Raw genomic sequence first — 18,885 nt, 5'->3', positions numbered from 1 at the left:
GGGGGGCTTTATGAAAAAGATACTCGTAGTAGATGATGAATGGAAAATAAGAAAGCTCATAAAGGATTACCTTGTGAGAGAAGGATATAGTGTAGATGAAGCTGGAGACGGAGAAGAGGGACTTGAACTCTTTTTCCAGACTACATATGATATTGTTATTCTGGATATAATGATGCCGAAAATAGATGGTTGGAGTGTATGCAGAAAAATAAGAGAAGAATCTCAGGTTCCTATTATCATGCTTACAGCTAGAGCTGATGAAAGTGATCAGTTATTTGGATTTGAACTTGAAACTGATGAATATATGATAAAGCCTTTCAATCCTAAATTGTTAGTAGCAAAAGTAAAAGCCTTGCTGAGAAGAGATGGGAAAATAGTAGATAAAACATATTTAGAATTTGGAGATCTTGTTATTGATACTTCTAAGAGAGAAGTAAAATTAGGGGATGTAGTGCTGGAGCTAACTCCTAAAGAATATGACCTTTTATATTTCTTTATAGAGAACAAAGGACTGGCTCTGTCCAGAGAAAAGATTTTGAACTCAGTATGGGGATGGGATTACTTTGGTGATTCAAGAACTGTAGATACACATATAAAAAGATTGAGAAAGAAAATAGGAGATAATTTTATTCAGACAGTAAGAGGATTTGGATATAAATTCGAGGGAGACAAATGAAGATAAGATGGAAGATATTTTTCCTGATGTTCAGTGTAGTAGTTATGATAATTCTAGGATTATTAGTAACAAATAGTATATATCTGGAAAAATTCTATATAAAAAACAAGAAAGAAAAACTTGTAGAACTGGGAAAAATACTTGTCGATCCTAAATATGTCATAGATTTTCAAAATCTTGAAATGCATTCAAATGTTGCCATACTTATAAAAAAAAATCAAGAACTTTACAGACTGGAGACAGAATCAATACTTTCCAAAGGTGAAATAGACAGCATAGCAGAAAAACTTAAAGGTAACGAATATGTTTTTGAAGAAATAACTCTTCTTGATTATAGAGGAAAAGTCCTAATACTTTTTATGCCTTACAGAAGTGACAGGTATATTGAGATAATAACGCCTCTAAGTTTTATTCAGGAAGGACTAGAGATATCTACAAGATATCACCTTTTAATAATTGTACTGGCTCTGATAATAGGGTCATCCATGTCCTTTATATTTTCTAAAAAAATGACTGATCCTATACTGGAAATAAAAGAGATAACTCAGAAAATATCAGAACTTGATTTCAACAGGAAGTTTGAAAAAGACAGCAAGGATGAAATTGGAGAACTAGGTTATTCTATTAACCGAATGGGAGAAACACTGGAAAAAAGTATAGACGAGCTAAACAAAGTCAATAAGAAGCTTATGATAGACATTGAAAATGAGAAAAGATTGGATAAATTAAGAAAAGAATTTATAGCAAGTGTCAGCCATGAACTGAAAACACCTATATCAATAATACAAGGATATGCTCAGGGACTGGTAGAAAATGTTGCAAATGAAGAGGATAAAAATTTCTATTGTGAAGTCATTATGGAAGAAAGTTTGAAAATGGATTCTCTTGTTAAAGAGCTTCTGCTTATATCACAAATGGAATCAGGATATTTTAAAATGGATATAGAGGAAGTTAATTTTTATCCTATGATAAAGGATATAAGAGACAAATATTCTTCTAAATACAAGAAAATAATTTATAATGGAAGCAAGGAAATTTTTGTTTTATGTGATGAAAAATATATTGAAAGAGTATTGGATAATCTTGTGGTAAATGCTCTTAAATATTCTTCTGGAGAAAGAGATGTAATTATCAGTACAGAAGATCTTGGAAACAAGGAAAGAATAATTGTAAGTAATGAAACAGATCGATTGACAGAAGGGGATTTGGACAGTATCTGGACACCATTCTATAGATTAGATAAAGTTAGAGACAGAGACGGGCATGGATTAGGTCTGTCTATTGTAAGAGGGATACTTGAAAATCATAAGAGTAAATTTGGAGTATATTTTTCTGAAGATAAAGTTGTAAACTTCTGGTTTGAGTTGGCTAAAAAAGCTGAGGATATAAAAGATGTTTATGATGATGAAGCACTGGAAGCAGAGAAAGTATAAATAAATAATAGAGGCATTTCACGTATTGTGGACCAATCGTGTCATAGATGTGATTAAATATATTGACTTTGGATAGTGATGAGTATATACTTATAATAGGAAATTTCGGTTTCAAATTTAAAGATTATGAGGGAGGAAAGAAATGAACAATCAACAAACTAAACAAGGAGCATTTAAAAGATTTACATCTTTCTGTGTTTCTTTAATGCAAAAGTATTTGCCAGATCCATATATTTTCTGTGCAATGCTGACATTTATTGTATTTGCAGGAGCAGTTATTTTCACTAAACAATCACCAATGAGAGTTATTGGTCACTGGACAAATGGATTCTGGTCATTACTGGCATTCTCAATGCAGATGGCATTAGTGCTTGTAACTGGACATACAATGGCTAGCTCAAGTGTATTTAAAAAGATATTATCAAATATGGCATCTAAATTATCTAGTCCGAGACAGGCTATTGTTGTAGTAACTTTAGTTTCTACTATAGCATGTATATTGAACTGGGGATTTGGATTGGTTATAGGAGCTATTTTTGCAAAAGAAATAGCTAAAAAAGTAAAAGGTGTAGACTACAGACTTCTTATAGCTTCAGCTTACACAGGATTCTTAGTGTGGCATGGAGGATTATCTGGATCTATTCCTTTACAAGTGGCAAGTGACAGTGTTGCAGCTCTTTCTAAACAAACTGCTGGTGCTGTAACTGAAAATATTCCAACAAGTTTAACTATATTTTCACCAATGAACTTATTTATTCTTGGAGCACTTATCATAATGCTTCCATTAGTAAACAGAGCTATGTATCCAGCTGAAAATGAAGTTGTTACTGTTGATCCAAAATTATTGGAAGAACCTGAAGAAAAAGTTTTAATTCGTGAAAATATGACTCCAGCTGAAAAAATAGAAAACAGTAAAGTTGTTTCTATAATTTTAGGAGTTATGGGTTGGGCTTATATCCTTCAATATTTTGTTACTAAAGGATTCAATCTTAACCTTAACCTAGTTAACTTTATATTCCTATTTACAGGAATCATCCTTCATGGAACACCTAGAAAATTCATAAATGCCTTTGGTGAAGCAACTAAAGGGGCAGCAGGAATACTTTTACAATTCCCATTCTATGCTGGAATTATGGGTATCATGACAGGAGCAAATGCTGATGGTTCATCATTGGCTATATTAATGTCTAATTTCTTCGTAAATATTTCTACACCAAAAACATTCCCACTATTCTCATTCTTAAGTGCAGGAATAGTAAACTTCTTCGTACCTTCTGGAGGAGGACAATGGGCAGTTCAAGCTCCAATTGTAATGCCGGCAGGTGTTGCTATAGGTGTAACTACAGCAAAATCAGCTATGGCTATTGCTTGGGGAGATGCTTGGACAAATATGATTCAGCCGTTCTGGGCTTTACCAGCTTTAGGTATAGCAGGACTAGGGGCTAAAGATATCATGGGATACTGTCTGATAGTACTTCTATGTTCAGGAGTAATTATCTCAGCAGGATTCTTGTTGTTCTAGGTATAGAATGAAAAAAAATGAATATTTTTATGAAATAAAAAAAATATACGAAGAAAAAAAAGATGAAATAGAAAAAAGATTAAAAGATTTTAAGAATGTATGGGAGAAAGGAAGCAATGAGGAGATTCATACAGAGCTTTCTTTCTGTATCCTTACACCTCAGTCTAAAGCAGTAAATGCATGGAAGGCTATTACAACTCTTAGAGATAACGGACTTTTATTTAATGGAACTGCTGAAGAGATGGTGGAATATTTAAATATAGTAAGATTTAAAAATAATAAAGCAAAATATCTTGTTACTCTCAGGGAACAGATGAAAGATAAAAACGGAAAAATAGTAACAAAAGATTTTTTCGAAAGTATTTCTGATGTAAATGAAAAGAGAGAATGGATAGTAAAAAATATTAAAGGGATGGCCTATAAAGAAGCCAGTCATTTTCTGAGAAACGTCGGATTCGGAAAGAAAATTTCGATTTTAGATAGACATATCCTGAAAAATTTAGTAAAATTAGAAGTGTTGGAAGAAATTCCCAAATCTCTGACTCCTAAATTATATTTAGAGATCGAAGAAAAGATGAAAGCTTATTGTGATTATATAGATATATCTATGGATAGTTTAGATTTACTTCTATGGTACAAGGAAGCCGGAGAAATATTTAAATAAAAAAAGTGTTAGGAGGGCAAAATGAAAAACAAATTAGTTTCAATGGAAGAAGCTGTATCTCATGTAAAAGATGGAATGACAGTTTTTATTGGAGGATTCCTAGGAGTAGGAACACCAGAAAAAATAATAGATGCTTTAGTAGCTAAAGGTGTAAAAGACCTTACTGTTATAGGTAATGATACAGGATTCCCAGACAGAGGAATTGGAAGACTTGTTGTTAACAATCAAGTTAAAAAAGTAATTGCTTCTCATATCGGAACAAACCCAGAAACTGGAAGAAGAATGCAGACTGGTGAAATGGAAGTTGAATTAGCACCTCAAGGAACATTAGCTGAAAGAGTAAGAGCTGGAGGAAATGGACTTGGAGGAATCTTAACACCAACAGGAATAGGAACTATTGTTGAAGAAGGAAAAGAAATTATTACAGTAGATGGAAAAAAATATATTTTAGAAAAACCTCTAAGAGCTGATGTAGCACTTTTAAACGGTTCTGTGGTTGATGAATTAGGAAATGTTATTTATGCTAAAACAACTAAAAACTTTAACCCAATGATGGCAACAGCAGCAGATACAGTTATAGTTTTTGCAGAAAAATTAGTAAAAGTGGGAGAAATCGACCCAGATCATGTAATGACATCTAGAATATTCGTAGACTACATAGTTAAATAGGAGAGGTGAAGCAAGAAATGGAATTAGATAAAAAATTAGTAAGAGAATATATTGCAAAAAGAGTTGCACAAGAATTTAAAGATGGATATGTAGTAAACTTAGGAATAGGACTTCCTACTCTAGTAGCTAACTATGTACCAGAAGGAATAGAGGTTGTGTTCCAATCAGAAAATGGAATTATTGGAGTAGGACCAGCTCCAGAACCTGGAAAAGAAGATAAAGATATAGTAAACGCTGGAGCAGGGTTTGTAACTGTTCTTCCAGGAGCACAATTCTTTGATTCTTGTACTTCATTTGGAATCATAAGAGGAGGACACGTAGATGCTACTGTTCTTGGAGCTCTTCAAGTAGATAAAGAAGGAAACCTAGCAAACTGGATGGTTCCTGGAAAAATGGTTCCGGGAATGGGTGGAGCTATGGACCTTGTAGTTGGAGCTAAAGAAGTTATAGTTGCTATGGAACATACAGCTAAAGGAGCAGTAAAAATCCTTGATAAATGTGATCTTCCATTAACAGCTGCTGGACAAGTAAACTTAATAATCACTGAAAAAGGTGTTATAAAAGTAACTCCAGAAGGATTACTTCTTATTGAAGTAAGTCCATATTCTTCAATCGAAGATATAAAAGCATCAACAGGAGCAGAATTAAAAGTTGCTGATGATGTAAAAATCTTATCACTTTAATTGAGTAGGTTTGATATGAGTCTCCCTTTTAGAATTATTTAAAAGGGAGATTTTTTCTTTTAATTATTTCCCATAATGCAAAAATTATAGATGATTAAGTTTAATAAAAAAATTAAAATTTATTTTTTCTTAATAATATTAAAGCTTTCATCTATCAATGTATAAATTGTTTTAATTGAAATAGAACCATCTAATTTAATAGTAAACCAATGTTTTTTGTTCATGTGGTAGCCGGGAAGATAATTGACATTATCCACAAGAGAAAATATTTTATCTGGTGCTGCTTTCAAATCAATAATTTCAATTTTTCCCTCTTCATTTATCCCAATTTTACTTTTTTCAACTTCTAATAAAGCTGCATACCATTTTTCAGTTGATTTTTCACGAAAAACTGCATTGTTTGGAGTTTTATCCCATAAGTATTCAGGTTCATCCTTATATTTTTCTGCAATGTATTTTATAATTTTTTTTGCATAATCACTTTTAAATATATCTTTTATTGTACATTTTTCAACAATATCACTAAGTATTGCTTCATATTCTTTTCGTATTTTTCCAACAAATCCTCCATTTATACTTTGGACATAAACTGGAGTATACTCATCATTAGTTTCTATATCTATAATTTTTATCTCTATTTCATTTGTTTCTTTTATAATTACATTTAAATTAAAAGAGTTTTCCATTAAATTTATTGAGTAAATATATTGTTCATCTTTTTTAACAAAGCCATATGCTAATAAATGGCTGATTACAATTTTTCGATTATTAAATATTTTTCCTTGATAAATCATGCTTTTATCATCTCCTTTTTTTATATTATATCATTCATAATGCACATAACAACATTGAAGAATATTTATTTAAATCTTCAAGAAATTTTTTATTTGATAAAAGCTTTTGACACATTCAGGTCATAAAGAAATGATAAAATTTAAAAGGTTGTCCTAATATTCTTTTGTTCAGAAAAAATCTGAGTAATTATTATGAAAAGATAATACTTTTTTTATTTTATTGTTTGTAAAACAGTAAAAAAATTGTTATAATAAAAAATAGACATAAGCAGCAATAGTTTTAGGAGGAATAGAGTGAAAAAAGCATCGATTATAACATATGGATGTCAGATGAACGTAAATGAAAGTGCTAAGATAAAGAAAATCTTTCAAAATATAGGATATGAAATAACTGAAAATATAGAGGAATCAGACGCAATTTTTCTTAATACATGTACAGTAAGAGAAGGAGCAGCAACACAAATATATGGAAAATTAGGAGAACTAAAACATATAAAAGAAAGAAGAGGAAGCATCATAGGAATTACTGGATGTTTTGCTCAGGAGCAGGGAAAAGAACTACTAAAAAAATTCCCTCAGATAGATATAATAATGGGAAATCAAAATATAGGAAGAATACCTCAGGCAATAGATGACATAGAACATAAAACAAATAAACATGTCATTTATACTGACTGTGAAGATGAATTGCCTCCAAGATTGGATGCTGACTTTGATTCGAAGAAAACAGCTTCAATTTCAATAACTTATGGATGCAATAATTTTTGTACATATTGTATTGTACCCTATGTAAGGGGAAGAGAAAGATCAGTACCTTTAGATGAAATAATACACGATGTAAAACAATATGCAGAAAAAGGATATAAAGAGATAATACTTTTAGGGCAAAATGTAAATTCTTATGGAAAAGATTTTAAAAATGGAGACAACTTTGCAAAACTTTTAGAAGAAATATGCAAAGTAGAAGGAGATTTCTTAGTAAGATTTATTTCTCCTCACCCAAGAGATTTTTCAGATGAAGTAATAGATGTTATAGCTAAAAATGATAAGATAGCAAAATCACTGCATCTTCCATTGCAATCAGGTTCTACAAGAATTTTGAAAATGATGAACAGAGGATATACAAAAGAGCAGTATATAGCTCTTGCTGAAAAAATAAAAGAAAGAATACCTGGAGTAGCTCTGACTGCTGATATAATAGTTGGATTCCCAGGAGAGACTGAAGAAGACTTCTTAGATACTTTAGATGTAGTAAAAAGAATACAATTTGAAAATTCATTTATGTTTATGTACTCAATAAGACAAGGAACAAAAGCGGCTGAGATGGATGAACAGATAGACTCAGAAGTTAAAAAAGAGAGACTTCAGAGATTAATAGAAGTTCAAAATAGCTGCTCATTAGCAGAAAGTGAAACTTATATGGGTAAAACAGTGAGAATCTTAGTAGAAGGAGAAAGCAGAAAGAATAAAGATGTTCTTACTGGAAGAACTTCAACTAATAAAATAGTTCTTTTTAAAGGAGATAAAGCCTTAGAGGGAACTTTTGTAAATGTAAAGATATATGATTGCAAAACATGGACTTTATATGGTGATATTGTAGACTAAAATTAACTGAGGTGAATATGGATAAGTTGGATAGATTTCTTTTAAAAGAACTTCAAGAAATAGCAAAGCAATTGGGGATAGAATATAAAAATGGAATAAAAAAATCTGAACTGAAAGAATTGATAGAAAAAGATATTGAAGAAAAAGAAGGATTAGATATTGCTTGGGGAAGCTTGGAAGTTCTGCCTGACGGTTATGGATTTTTGAGAAATACCAGTGTAGAAAAAGATGTCTATGTATCAGCCTCGCAAGTAAGAAAATTTAAATTAAGAACTGAAGATATAGTAGTTGGAGAGGTGAGAGAACCTTCTGGAGATGAAAAAAACTATGCTCTAAGAAGAGTGCTGTTAGTAAACAGCGGAACGCTGGAAGCTGCTGAGTCAAGAGTACCATTTGAGGATCTTGTACCAGCTTATCCAACTGAGAGATTTATTCTGGAGACTGACAGAAAAAATGTTTCAGGAAGGATAATAGACCTTGTTGCACCAATAGGAAAAGGGCAGAGAGCTTTGATAATAGCTCCTCCAAAAGCTGGAAAAACTATGCTTATAAGCAGTATAGCAAATTCAATGATAGAGCAGAATAAAGAAACAGAAGTATGGATACTTCTGATAGATGAAAGACCAGAAGAAGTTACAGATATAAAAGAATCAGTAATAGGAGCACAGGTATTCGCTTCTACATTTGATGAAGACCCAAGAAATCATATAAAAGTCACAGAGATGATATTGGAAAGAGCAAAAAGAAAAGTAGAAAACGGAGAAAATATAGTTATACTTATGGACTCTCTAACAAGGCTTGCAAGAGCATATAATATAGTTATTCCTTCAAGCGGAAAATTAATATCAGGAGGAATAGACCCAACAGCATTATATTATCCTAAGAATTTTTTTGGAACTGCCAGAAATATAAGAGGGGGAGGAAGTCTTACAATTATAGCAACAGTTCTTGTAGATACAGGAAGTAAGATGGACGATATAATATATGAGGAGTTTAAGTCAACAGGAAACTGTGATATACATTTAGACAGAAATCTAGCTGAATTAAGAATATTTCCAGCCATAGATATTCAGCGTTCAGGAACTAGAAAAGAGGAACTTCTAATACCAAAGAATGAATTAGAAAGTATCTGGAGTATAAGAAGATATTTGGCACAGTATGACAGGGCCACAGCTTCGAGAAAACTTATAGACACCATACTCAATACAGAAAGCAATAAAAAGCTTTTAGAATTTTATGAAAAAGGGGAGAAGAGGACTAAAAATGAAATCTAAAATAAAAGTTTTTATAATATTAGCAGTTGTTTTTTATTTTGGAATAGAGCTTGCCAGTCCTTTCAAAGAGGAAGTGGTGGATTTAAAGAAGTTTACAGATTATTATGATGCTACTGAAGAACAAAATGGTGGAGTAGCTCTGCTTAAAGATAGTTTTTATACATTTGAAAAAGAATATAATTTTGCAAATGAATATAAACCATTAGGTTTTGATAAAAAAGATGAAGGAAGTTCTGAAACAGATAAAGAAGGAATTAGAGAAACAGTTATTGATCAGGTTGTCACACCTGAAAAAAAGCTGCCTGTAAAAAGCGAATATGTAGTCAAGCAGGGAGATACAATTTCTGAAATAGCTGAAGCAAATGGGATGACTATGACTATGCTTCTTGCTAATAACCCTAATGTTTCTGTAAAAAATTTAAAAATAGGGCAGAAATTAACTATTGTTTCTGAAAATGGAATATTTTATAAAGTTCAAAAAGGTGATTCTTTATCTAAGATAGCTTCAAAATTTAAAATGAAGCTTGATGATATAACTGCTTTTAATGATGTAGATGCAAAAAGTCTTAAAGTTGGACAGGATATTTTCCTGAAAAATCCTGATGTAAGAGTTCTTGCTAATTCTGGAAGAGGTGGAGTGACAGTAACTGCAAGTGCAGGATTTAGATTCCCAGTTGAATATAAAGGAGTAAGCAGTCCATATGGAAGTAGATTCCATCCAGTGTTAAAAAGATATATATTCCATGCAGGAGTAGACTTAAAAGCAAGATATGTACCTTTACGTGCAGCTCAAACTGGAAAAGTAAGTTATGCTGGATATATGAATGGATATGGAAAAATAATAATACTGAAACATTCTAATGGTTATGAAACTAGATATGCTCATTTAGATAAAATTGGTGTAAAAGTTGGGCAGAATGTTAATAAAGGTGAATTAATAGGGAAAACAGGAATGTCTGGAAGAGTGACAGGACCTCACCTTCATTTTGAAGTTAGAAAAAATGGTAAAACAGAGAACCCTATGAGTTACTTAACAAGAAAATAAAAATAAGAAAAGTCCTGTTTTTTAACAGGACTTCTTTGTTTAGGAGATGGAATAATGAAAAAGACAAGAGCAGTAAAAGTGGGGAATATAATAATAGGTGGAGAGAATAATATTGTTATTCAATCTATGACAAATACTATGACAAGTGATGTAGAAGCTACTGTAGCCCAAATAAAAAGACTGGAAGAAGCAGGATGCCAGCTTGTAAGAATGACTATAAATAATATGGAAGCAGCAGAGGCTATAAAAGAAATAAAGAAAAAAGTAACAATTCCATTGGCGGCAGATATACATTTTGATTATAAGCTTGCTTTAGCAGCTATGGAAAATGGAATAGATAAACTTAGAATAAATCCCGGAAACATTGGTGCTGATGAAAATGTAGCAAAAGTAGTTCAAAAGGCAAAAGAAAAAAATATACCAATAAGAATAGGAGTAAACTCTGGTTCGTTGGAAAAAGAAATATTAAAGAAATATGGAAGTCCAACTGCTGATGCTATGGTAGAAAGTGCAATGTACCATATTGGTTTATTGGAAAAAAATGATTTTCATGATATAATTGTGTCTCTAAAGTCAAGCAATGTAAAAATGATGGTAGAGGCATATAGAAAAATAAGTGAAAAAGTGAATTATCCACTTCATTTAGGAGTAACAGAAGCAGGAACAGCATTTCAGGGAACAGTAAAATCAGCCATTGGGATAGGATCGCTTTTAGTAGATGGAATTGGAAATACAATCAGAGTATCTTTGACAGAAGATCCAGTAGAAGAGATAAAAGTAGCAAAAGAAATTCTCAAAGTGTTGGGATTGATGGAAGCAGGAGTGGAAATTGTTTCTTGTCCTACTTGTGGAAGAACTGAAATAGATTTGATAGGTCTTGCTAAAAAAGTAGAAAAGGAATTTGAAAAAGAAAACCGTAAAATAAAGATAGCTGTTATGGGATGTGTAGTAAACGGACCTGGAGAAGCTAGAGAAGCTGATTATGGTGTAGCTGGTGGAAAAGGAGAAGGTGTACTTTTCAAAAAAGGGCAGATTGTAAAAAAAGTAAAAGAGTCTGAAATATTGATAGAATTAAAAAAATTAATAATGGAGGATGAAGAAAATGAAGGTAAGATATCTGATTAGCCTATTAATTATAATACTGGTAATAGGATGCACGTCAATAAAGAGCAGTCATGAAATATCTCTTGATAAAATAGAAGGAAGAAAAACTCTTATTGTAAATTACGATAGAAGTGAAATACAAAGTGTAGAAATAAATAGAATTTTCCTAGATTCAGGAGTTCCTTATTATGTAGAGCTTGGAGAATACAGGCTTAAATATATTGAAACTCCAATGGTAAGAGGGATTATGGATTTTTCTTTCAGGAGAGGAAAAGGGGATCGTGACAGCGAAAGTGGAAGAAGTCATTTAGAAAGAAATATGGCTATGACTAAGATAATAAATGTTCAAGAGGATACAGTAGTGGATTTGGTAGGAAATAAATTTGAAATAAGTGTAGGCGGAAGAATAAACAGCAAAAAATCTTTTTAAAACTAAACTTTTTTACAACTTATGTCGTCTAATTAAATATAACAGTTTGTGAGGGATAAAAATATAATGGACTTTGATGAGATTTTTGAACAGTATTTTGATAGGATATATTACAAAATATTAGGTGTGGTAAAGAATCCTGAAGATGCCGAGGATATATCTCAGGAGGTCTTTATAAGTGTTTACAAAAATCTGAAAAAATTCAGAGCTGACAGTAATATATATACTTGGATATATAAAATTGCTATCAACAAAATATATGATTTTTTCAGAAAAAGGAAAGTAGAACTGGATATAAATGAAGAAATACTTGCCCTTGAATGTAATTCAGATGTGGACACGCCTCTTATACTAGAGGAACGGCTTAAAGAACTCTCTCTCCAGGAACGAGAGATCGTAGTTTTAAAAGACATATATGGTTATAAGCTTAAAGAAATAGCTGATATGAAGGATATGAATATATCCACGGTAAAATCAGTATACTATAAAGCTATTAAAGATATGGGAGGAAGTTAGAATGACGCCTAAAGACAGAGTAAGAGCTAATATATATAAAACTCTTTTAGAAGAGGAAAAAAGGAAAAACAGGAGAAGGGGAGTATTCTCATTATCTTTGTTTGTATTGGGAATTTTTACAAGTTCAACTTATCAGATGCTTTTCAAGGAAGTTCCTATGACTGGTATGGATAAGTATGTGGTTAATAGAAGTTTTGCTGATAATAAAGCAATAAAAGAAGATATTACATTAGATCATATTTTTAATAATTCAATTTTTGATGATAAAAAAATAGATTTAAATACAGATGACTTATTTGGATTAGAAGTACAAATTTAGTGGAGGACAGGAATGAGAAAATTTTTAAGCAGCGTGTTTGTAGTTATCTTTTCTTCCCTAGTATTTGCAAATAATGATGGATTAGGGATAGTATCTGACGAAGATTTTAAGAAAGTTGGAGTTTCTCAAGAGAATATAGAGAAAGCAAAAGGAATGGTAGGAAAAGTAAGTACAAATTACAAAATGTTACTATTAGAAAAAAAACAACTTGAATTAGAAGTAAATAAATATGTATTGGAAGGACCAGAAAACAATATTGAGCAAATAGATAAGCTTTTTGATAAAATGGGACAAATAGAAGCTTCTATACTAAAAGACAGAATAAGAAGTCAGATAGAAATGCAGAAATATATAACTCAGGAGCAATACATGAAAGCTAGAGATATAGCTATCAGAAGAATAAATGATGAGCAGAGATTACTAAACAACAAATAACCAGAATGAGGTGTATTTCAGTGAAAAGAATTATATGTGCGATACTCATTGCAGCTTCATTCGTTATGAGCAGTATTGCTTTTGGAAGAGAAACCTATAAAGTCTCTTGGGATAAGACTACAGGAGAATATTTTTCATATTATACAAATGGTAAAGTTCATGAAAAAGGAGTTTATAAGAACAATAAAAAATTAGGGGACTGGTTTATATTTTATAAAAATGGAAATATGAAAGAAAAAATTTCATATAAAGAGGATAAGAAAGATGGAGAATATTTCTATTTTTATGAAAATGGTCAGTTGAAATATAGAGTTATGTATAATAATGATAAAGAAGAAGGAAATTATATAATCTTTGATAAAAATTCCAGATTACAGGAATTGGGACATTTCACTGAAGGTAAAAAAACTGGAGTTGCTTTTAAATTCTATGAGAATGGAAGAATAAAAGAAAGAATATTTTATAAAAACAATGGTGACATAGTAAGATTTCAATATGATAATGATGAAGAAACAGCAAAGGATATTTTCCCCAATAATAATTAGCTAGAAACTAATGGACTGAGAAAAAAATCAGTCCTTTTTTATGTTATAGTCTAAGGAAAATTGATTTTTTTATATGTTTATGATATAATTATAAAGTTATAGTGTGAAAAAGGAGATGAGAAATAGTGTTCGGAAAATTAGAAGAAGTAGTAAAAAGATTCGATGAATTGAATGAATTGCTCGGTTCCCCAGAGGTACTGGCAGACCCTAAAAAAATGATGGAATGCAACAAATCATTGAGTGAAATAACTCCAATAGTTGAAAAATATAAAGAGTATAAAAGGGTTGTAGAAGATTTTGATTTTATCAAAGAAAATCTTAAAACTGAAAAAGATCAAGACATGAGAGAAATGATGCATGAAGAGTTAAAAGAACTTGAAGAATCTATTCCAGAACTTGAAAAAGAGTTAAAAGTACTTTTACTTCCAAAAGATGAAAATGATGATAAAAACGTTATCATAGAAATAAGAGGAGGAGCAGGAGGAGATGAAGCAGCTCTTTTTGCTGGAAACTTATTCAGAATGTATTCAAGATATGCTGAAAGAAAAAAATGGAAAATGGAAATAATCGAAAAGCAGGAAATGGGTATTGGTGGAATAAAGGAAGCAGTATTCAGTATAAATGGATTTGGAGCTTATTCAAGATTAAAATTTGAATCAGGGGTACACAGAGTACAAAGAGTTCCTGAAACTGAATCAGCTGGTAGAGTACACACTTCTACTGCTACAGTAGCAGTACTTCCAGAAGTAGAAGATGTAAAAGAAGTAAAAATTGATCCAAGAGATCTTAAAATAGATACATACAGATCAGGAGGAGCAGGAGGACAGCACGTAAATATGACTGACTCAGCAGTTAGAATTACTCACCTTCCTACTGGTATTATAGTTCAATGTCAGGATGAGAGATCACAGCTTAAAAACAGAGAAAAGGCAATGAAACATCTAGCTTCAAAGCTTTTTGAAATGGAATGTGAAAAACAAAGAAGCCAAGTGGAAAGTGAAAGAAGACTTCAAGTAGGAACTGGAGACAGATCTGAAAAAATCAGAACATACAACTATCCTCAAGGAAGAATTACAGACCACAGAATAAAATTTACAGTATATCAGCTTGAAGCATATTTAGATGGAGACCTTGATGAAATGATTGATGCATTAATCACATTCAGCCAGGCAGAAATGCTTTCAAGTGTTTCAGAAGAGTAATCATGAATTTACTTGAGATATTGAATTTTTCAAAAGAGTATTTGCAAAAATACTCTTTTTCAAAACCACGTCTGGAAAGTGAAAAGGTTATATCTAATGTTTTAAAGCTGGATAGGATAACATTGTATGCTTATTTTGATATGGAACTTTCTTCTGAGCAGAAAGAAAAGGTAAAAACATATCTTAAAGAAATGGCTAGAAAAAGAATAGGATTTGATGAACTTTTAAAAAGTGAAGATATCAAAGTTGAAACTGCAAACTATAGAGATGAAAATTTAGAGCTTCTTAATAAATCAGCAGAATATCTGAAAAAATATGGTGTAGCCAGTCCAAAGCTGGATGCAGAATACATATTTGCTCATATACTAGATGTAAACAGGCTGACATTGACTCTAAATTTTAATAAAAAAATAGAAGAAGAAAAAAAAGAAAAAATAAGAGAATATCTAAAGCTTAGAGGTAAAAACAGAAAACCTCTTCAATATCTTCTTGGAGAATGGGAATTTTATGGATATCCATTTAAGGTAGATGAGAGAGTTTTAATACCTAGAAGCGATACAGAAATATTAGTGGAACAATGTAAAATTATTTTAAATGAGCTGGAAGCTCCTAAAGTTCTGGATATAGGTACTGGAAGCGGTGCAATAGCAATATCCCTTGGAAAAGAATGTGCTCACAGTGATATAACTGGAGCTGATATAAGTGAGGGAGCTTTAGAAGTAGCTAAGGCAAATGGAGAACTGAATAAAATTGAGAATGTGAAATTTATAAAATCAGATGTATTTTCATCTTTTAAAGACATGAAATTTGATCTGATAGTTTCAAATCCTCCTTATATACCTTTGGAAGAATATAACGAATTGATGCCTGAAGTGTTAAACTATGAACCTTCATCAGCTCTTACAGACAATGGAAATGGATATTATTTCTATTCTAAAATCTCAAAAGAGGCATGTGATTATTTAAATGAAGGTGGATTCTTAGCTTTTGAAGTTGGATATAATCAGGCTGAAGTTGTTAAAGAATTAATGGAAGAAAATGGATTTGATGTTCTTTCTATAGTAAAAGACTATGGAGGAATAGATAGAGTAGTGATTGGAAAGAAGAGTGGTGACAAATAGTGTCTACATTATTGAGTGATTATGATTATCATCTGCCAGAAAAATTGATTGGTCAGCAGCCTAGAGAACCTAGAGATCATGCGAGACTTATGCTGGTGAATAGAAAAAATGAGAGTATAGAACATAAAAAATTTTATGATATAATAGATTATCTAAATGAAGGGGATATATTAGTAAGAAATTCTACAAAAGTTATCCCAGCAAGACTTTTTGGTCATAAAGAAACAGGTGGAGTTTTAGAGATACTTCTTATTAAAAGAATAGATCTTGATACTTGGGAATGTCTTTTGAAGCCAGCTAAAAAGTTAAAAGTAGGACAAAAGCTTTTTATTGGTCATGGAAATGAGCTGATAGGAGAGCTTTTAGAGATAAAAGATGATGGAAACAGAATTATAAAATTTACATATGAGGGAGCTTTTGAAGAAGTTCTGGATAGATTGGGAAAAATGCCTCTTCCTCCATATATTGTGGAAGCTTTGAAAGAAAAAGACAGGTATCAGACTGTCTATGCTATCAAAGGAGAGTCTGTTGCAGCCCCTACTGCTGGACTTCATTTTACAAAAGAACTTTTAGAAAAAATAGAGAAAAAAGGGATAAAGATAGTAGATATATTTTTAGAGGTAGGGTTAGGAACATTCAGACCTGTACAAACTGAAAATGTATTGGAACACAAGATGCATGAAGAAGTATATGAAATACCTCAGGAAGCAGCTGATATAATCAATGAAGGAAAGAAAAACGGGAAAAGAATAATTTCAGTAGGAACTACCAGCACAAGAGCATTAGAATCTGCTGTAGATGAAAATGGACTGGTAAAGGCACTAAAAGGAAGCACAGAGATATTTATTTATCCCGGCTTTGAATTTAAAGTGATAGATGCCCTCATTACTAATTTCCATCTTCCTAAGTCAACACTTCTTATGCTTGTTTCAGCACTTTCATCAAGAGAGTTCATGTTGAAAGTATATGATATAGCTGTAAAAGAGGAGTATCATTTCTTTAGTTTTGGGGATGCTATGTTTATCTATTAGGAGTTGATATAGATGAAAATAATTGCAGGAGATGCAAAAAATAAGAGAATAAAAAGCAGGAAAGGAACAGATACAAGACCTACTTTGGGAAGCATGAAGGAATCTCTTTTTTCTATCATAGCACCATATGTACCTGACAGTGTATTTTTAGATCTTTTCAGCGGAAGTGGAAGTATATCTCTTGAAGCTCTTAGCAGAGGGGCAAAGAGAGCAGTAATGATAGAGAAGGACACTGAAGCTTTAAAATATATAATAGAAAATGTAAATACCTTAGAATATGAAGATAGATGCAGAGCATACAAAAATGATGCTTTGAGAGCTATTGAAATACTAGGAAGAAAAGGGGAAAAATTTGATATAATATTCATGGATCCTCCTTACAAAGAAGAAATCTGTACCAGAGTAATAAAAGCAATAGAAAAAAACGGGATACTTGCAGATGGCGGACTTATTATCAGTGAACATCATGTTTTTGAAGAACTGGAAGAAGAAATCGGAGAGTTTAAAAGAGCTGATGAAAGAAAATATGGTAAAAAGTGTATAACTTTTTATACAAGATAATTTTAATTATAAAAATTTCTGGGGTGATAAGATGGTAAAGAGAAGCGGAAGTTTTGAAGATAATCTTTTGGAAGTAGATGAAATAATAGAAAAACTGGAAAATGGCGAACTTACACTGACTGAGTCTATAAAAGAATATGAAAATGCTATGAAGCTTTTAAAAAAATCCTCAGATTTATTGAATAAAGCAGAAGGAAAAATTTTAAAAGTAACAGAAGATAGTGGCAATATTCTGACTGAGGAGGTCTAAAATGTTTTTTAAAAATTATTTAGATAGTAATAAAAAGTTAATAGAATCAAGTATGGATACATATTTAAGTGAGCTTAACTATCCAGAGGTTATAGCCGAAGGAATGAAATATGCAGTTTTAAATGGCGGAAAAAGATTAAGACCTATTCTGCTTTTCATGATATTGGATATACTCGGGTGTGAAAAAGAAAATGGAATAGCTTCAGCTGCTGCCATTGAAATGATACATTCATATTCATTGGTACATGATGATCTTCCAGCTCTTGATAATGATGACTACAGAAGAGGAAAACTTACTACTCATAAGAAATTTGGAGAAGCAGAAGGAATATTGATAGGAGATGCTCTTTTAACACATGCCTTCTATATACTTACAGATAAGAATAAACATCTTCCAGCTGAAAAAGTAATTGAAATAGTTAGACTGACATCAAGCTATGCAGGTATAAACGGCATGATCGGCGGACAGATGATAGATATAGCAAGTGAGGGTAAAAAAATAGACTTGGAAACTCTTAAATATATCCATTCTAACAAGACAGGAAAATTAATGAAGCTTCCTGTAGAATTAGCTTGTATAATAGGAGATGCTGATAAAGAGGAAAAAGAGATTCTTGTGAAATTTGCTGACCTTATAGGTCTTGCATTCCAAATAAAAGATGATATTCTTGATATTGAAGGAGATTTCTCTACTCTTGGAAAACCAGTAGGAAGCGATATTGAGCTTGGAAAATCAACATATCCTGCATTGATTGGAATGGCAGAAAGCAAAGCTCTTTTAAAAGAAACAATAGCTGAAGCTAAGACAATAGTTGCAGAAAAGTTTGGTGTAGAAAAAAGCAATATTCTTTTAGAGTTAGCTGATTATATTGGAAATAGAAATAAATAATTAAAATAAAAAGAAGTTGATTAAAAACAAATAAGTTTTTGAAATTTGGAAATTAGAAAAATTTATGTAATTGATGAAGCAAGTAAAACTTAAAAAATGGTGCTGTTTGAGTGAAGC

The 18,885-nt window shown here is 31.6% G+C and carries 22 protein-coding genes; 21 read left to right on the top strand and 1 reads right to left on the bottom strand.

The genetic code is table 11. From position 1 onward, the window contains the following. Nucleotides 1-10: 10 nt before the first annotated feature. The 6 genes from C4N20_RS03665 (at nt 11) to C4N20_RS03640 (ending at nt 5,647) form a co-directional block, all read left to right on the top strand. Nucleotides 11-676: a response regulator transcription factor gene (locus C4N20_RS03665; protein ID WP_005980763.1), complete on the top strand. Its 666-nt coding sequence runs from the start codon at nt 11-13 to the stop codon at nt 674-676. Next, the gene (locus tag C4N20_RS03660; RefSeq protein ID WP_005980765.1) at nt 673-2,109 is read left to right on the top strand and encodes a sensor histidine kinase; all 1,437 of its coding nucleotides are present in this window, start codon (nt 673-675) and stop codon (nt 2,107-2,109) included. The genes C4N20_RS03665 and C4N20_RS03660 overlap by 4 nt, the downstream gene beginning before the upstream one ends. A gap of 142 nt (nt 2,110-2,251) precedes the next feature. Beyond that, complete coding sequence (locus tag C4N20_RS03655) at nt 2,252-3,631, top strand: short-chain fatty acid transporter (RefSeq protein WP_005980767.1); 1,380 nt, start codon at nt 2,252-2,254, stop codon at nt 3,629-3,631. 7 nt (nt 3,632-3,638) lie between these two features. After that, nucleotides 3,639-4,295, top strand: coding sequence for an N-glycosylase/DNA lyase (locus tag C4N20_RS03650; protein WP_005980769.1), 657 nt, complete (start codon nt 3,639-3,641; stop codon nt 4,293-4,295). A gap of 21 nt (nt 4,296-4,316) precedes the next feature. Further along, nucleotides 4,317-4,964 carry an acetate CoA-transferase subunit alpha gene (gene atoD, locus C4N20_RS03645; protein WP_005980771.1) on the top strand — a complete coding sequence of 216 codons (648 nt, stop codon included), beginning with the start codon at nt 4,317-4,319 and terminating at the stop codon, nt 4,962-4,964. A gap of 17 nt (nt 4,965-4,981) precedes the next feature. Beyond that, nucleotides 4,982-5,647, top strand: a complete 666-nt coding sequence (locus C4N20_RS03640; protein WP_005980773.1) for a 3-oxoacid CoA-transferase subunit B — start codon at nt 4,982-4,984, stop codon at nt 5,645-5,647. 119 nt (nt 5,648-5,766) lie between these two features. On the opposite strand, the gene C4N20_RS03635 is transcribed toward C4N20_RS03640, so the two are convergent. Then, nucleotides 5,767-6,441: an MmcQ/YjbR family DNA-binding protein gene (locus C4N20_RS03635; protein ID WP_005980775.1), complete on the bottom strand. Its 675-nt coding sequence runs from the start codon at nt 6,439-6,441 to the stop codon at nt 5,767-5,769. A gap of 294 nt (nt 6,442-6,735) precedes the next feature. On the opposite strand from C4N20_RS03635, the gene miaB reads away from it, so the two are divergent. From miaB to C4N20_RS03560, 15 genes are all read left to right on the top strand, one after another. After that, nucleotides 6,736-8,046: a tRNA (N6-isopentenyl adenosine(37)-C2)-methylthiotransferase MiaB gene (miaB, locus tag C4N20_RS03630; RefSeq protein WP_005980777.1), complete on the top strand. Its 1,311-nt coding sequence runs from the start codon at nt 6,736-6,738 to the stop codon at nt 8,044-8,046. A 17-nt stretch (nt 8,047-8,063) separates the two neighbouring features. Next, a complete protein-coding gene (rho, locus tag C4N20_RS03625) occupies nt 8,064-9,320 on the top strand; it encodes a transcription termination factor Rho (protein ID WP_005980779.1) in 1,257 nt (418 codons plus the stop codon). Then, on the top strand, nt 9,310-10,365 hold the full coding sequence (locus C4N20_RS03620; RefSeq protein ID WP_005980781.1) for a M23 family metallopeptidase: 1,056 nt from the start codon (nt 9,310-9,312) through the stop codon (nt 10,363-10,365). The genes rho and C4N20_RS03620 overlap by 11 nt, the downstream gene beginning before the upstream one ends. 54 nt (nt 10,366-10,419) lie before the next feature. Next, entirely contained in the window at nt 10,420-11,490 is a 1,071-nt protein-coding gene (gene ispG / locus C4N20_RS03615) for a flavodoxin-dependent (E)-4-hydroxy-3-methylbut-2-enyl-diphosphate synthase (protein ID WP_005980783.1), read from the top strand. Then, nucleotides 11,468-11,899 (top strand): hypothetical protein, encoded by a 432-nt coding sequence (locus tag C4N20_RS03610; RefSeq protein WP_005980785.1) that lies wholly within the window; start codon nt 11,468-11,470, stop codon nt 11,897-11,899. Before ispG ends, C4N20_RS03610 begins: the two co-directional genes overlap by 23 nt. Nucleotides 11,900-11,965: 66 nt before the next feature. Beyond that, the gene (locus tag C4N20_RS03605) at nt 11,966-12,415 is read left to right on the top strand and encodes an RNA polymerase sigma factor (RefSeq protein WP_005980787.1); all 450 of its coding nucleotides are present in this window, start codon (nt 11,966-11,968) and stop codon (nt 12,413-12,415) included. A gap of 1 nt (nt 12,416) precedes the next feature. Continuing rightward, complete coding sequence (locus C4N20_RS03600; RefSeq protein ID WP_005980790.1) at nt 12,417-12,734, top strand: hypothetical protein; 318 nt, start codon at nt 12,417-12,419, stop codon at nt 12,732-12,734. 12 nt (nt 12,735-12,746) lie between these two features. Next, nucleotides 12,747-13,169 (top strand): hypothetical protein, encoded by a 423-nt coding sequence (locus tag C4N20_RS03595; RefSeq protein WP_005980793.1) that lies wholly within the window; start codon nt 12,747-12,749, stop codon nt 13,167-13,169. A 20-nt stretch (nt 13,170-13,189) separates the two neighbouring features. Continuing rightward, the gene (locus C4N20_RS03590; protein WP_005980795.1) at nt 13,190-13,714 is read left to right on the top strand and encodes a toxin-antitoxin system YwqK family antitoxin; all 525 of its coding nucleotides are present in this window, start codon (nt 13,190-13,192) and stop codon (nt 13,712-13,714) included. A 125-nt stretch (nt 13,715-13,839) separates the two neighbouring features. Continuing rightward, nucleotides 13,840-14,916, top strand: coding sequence for a peptide chain release factor 1 (prfA, locus tag C4N20_RS03585; RefSeq protein WP_005980797.1), 1,077 nt, complete (start codon nt 13,840-13,842; stop codon nt 14,914-14,916). A 2-nt stretch (nt 14,917-14,918) separates the two neighbouring features. Next, on the top strand, nt 14,919-16,037 hold the full coding sequence (gene prmC / locus C4N20_RS03580) for a peptide chain release factor N(5)-glutamine methyltransferase (protein WP_005980799.1): 1,119 nt from the start codon (nt 14,919-14,921) through the stop codon (nt 16,035-16,037). After that, entirely contained in the window at nt 16,037-17,068 is a 1,032-nt protein-coding gene (gene queA / locus C4N20_RS03575) for a tRNA preQ1(34) S-adenosylmethionine ribosyltransferase-isomerase QueA (protein WP_005980800.1), read from the top strand. Before prmC ends, queA begins: the two co-directional genes overlap by 1 nt. Before the next feature lie 12 nt (nt 17,069-17,080). After that, nucleotides 17,081-17,629 (top strand): 16S rRNA (guanine(966)-N(2))-methyltransferase RsmD, encoded by a 549-nt coding sequence (gene rsmD / locus C4N20_RS03570; RefSeq protein WP_005980803.1) that lies wholly within the window; start codon nt 17,081-17,083, stop codon nt 17,627-17,629. A gap of 31 nt (nt 17,630-17,660) precedes the next feature. After that, nucleotides 17,661-17,879 carry an exodeoxyribonuclease VII small subunit gene (gene xseB / locus C4N20_RS03565; protein WP_005980805.1) on the top strand — a complete coding sequence of 73 codons (219 nt, stop codon included), beginning with the start codon at nt 17,661-17,663 and terminating at the stop codon, nt 17,877-17,879. Nucleotide 17,880: 1 nt separating this feature from the next. Continuing rightward, nucleotides 17,881-18,768, top strand: a complete 888-nt coding sequence (locus C4N20_RS03560; protein WP_005980807.1) for a polyprenyl synthetase family protein — start codon at nt 17,881-17,883, stop codon at nt 18,766-18,768. Nucleotides 18,769-18,885 lie beyond the last annotated feature (117 nt).

This window comes from Fusobacterium ulcerans, from assembly GCF_003019675.1.
GTDB classification, from domain to species: domain Bacteria; phylum Fusobacteriota; class Fusobacteriia; order Fusobacteriales; family Fusobacteriaceae; genus Fusobacterium_A; species Fusobacterium_A ulcerans.
Note: the sequence above shows the minus strand (reverse complement) of the source record. Positions and strands in the feature narration are given on the sequence as shown.

Bases quoted from the DNA above. Each gene is read 5' to 3' on its own strand.
- C4N20_RS03560 (WP_005980807.1), top strand. From the start codon at position 17,881: ATGTTTTTTAAAAATTATTTAGATAGTAATAAAAAGTTAATAGAATCA.
- C4N20_RS03665 (WP_005980763.1), top strand. From the start codon at position 11: ATGAAAAAGATACTCGTAGTAGATGATGAATGGAAAATAAGAAAGCTC.
- C4N20_RS03635 (WP_005980775.1), bottom strand. From the start codon at position 6,441: ATGATTTATCAAGGAAAAATATTTAATAATCGAAAAATTGTAATCAGC.
- C4N20_RS03660 (WP_005980765.1), top strand. From the start codon at position 673: ATGAAGATAAGATGGAAGATATTTTTCCTGATGTTCAGTGTAGTAGTT.
- C4N20_RS03650 (WP_005980769.1), top strand. From the start codon at position 3,639: ATGAAAAAAAATGAATATTTTTATGAAATAAAAAAAATATACGAAGAA.
- C4N20_RS03595 (WP_005980793.1), top strand. From the start codon at position 12,747: ATGAGAAAATTTTTAAGCAGCGTGTTTGTAGTTATCTTTTCTTCCCTA.
- C4N20_RS03620 (WP_005980781.1), top strand. From the start codon at position 9,310: ATGAAATCTAAAATAAAAGTTTTTATAATATTAGCAGTTGTTTTTTAT.
- C4N20_RS03610 (WP_005980785.1), top strand. From the start codon at position 11,468: ATGAAGGTAAGATATCTGATTAGCCTATTAATTATAATACTGGTAATA.
- ispG (WP_005980783.1), top strand. From the start codon at position 10,420: ATGAAAAAGACAAGAGCAGTAAAAGTGGGGAATATAATAATAGGTGGA.
- C4N20_RS03605 (WP_005980787.1), top strand. From the start codon at position 11,966: ATGGACTTTGATGAGATTTTTGAACAGTATTTTGATAGGATATATTAC.
- prmC (WP_005980799.1), top strand. From the start codon at position 14,919: ATGAATTTACTTGAGATATTGAATTTTTCAAAAGAGTATTTGCAAAAA.
- rsmD (WP_005980803.1), top strand. From the start codon at position 17,081: ATGAAAATAATTGCAGGAGATGCAAAAAATAAGAGAATAAAAAGCAGG.
- atoD (WP_005980771.1), top strand. From the start codon at position 4,317: ATGAAAAACAAATTAGTTTCAATGGAAGAAGCTGTATCTCATGTAAAA.
- C4N20_RS03655 (WP_005980767.1), top strand. From the start codon at position 2,252: ATGAACAATCAACAAACTAAACAAGGAGCATTTAAAAGATTTACATCT.
- rho (WP_005980779.1), top strand. From the start codon at position 8,064: ATGGATAAGTTGGATAGATTTCTTTTAAAAGAACTTCAAGAAATAGCA.
- xseB (WP_005980805.1), top strand. From the start codon at position 17,661: ATGGTAAAGAGAAGCGGAAGTTTTGAAGATAATCTTTTGGAAGTAGAT.
- C4N20_RS03600 (WP_005980790.1), top strand. From the start codon at position 12,417: ATGACGCCTAAAGACAGAGTAAGAGCTAATATATATAAAACTCTTTTA.
- C4N20_RS03640 (WP_005980773.1), top strand. From the start codon at position 4,982: ATGGAATTAGATAAAAAATTAGTAAGAGAATATATTGCAAAAAGAGTT.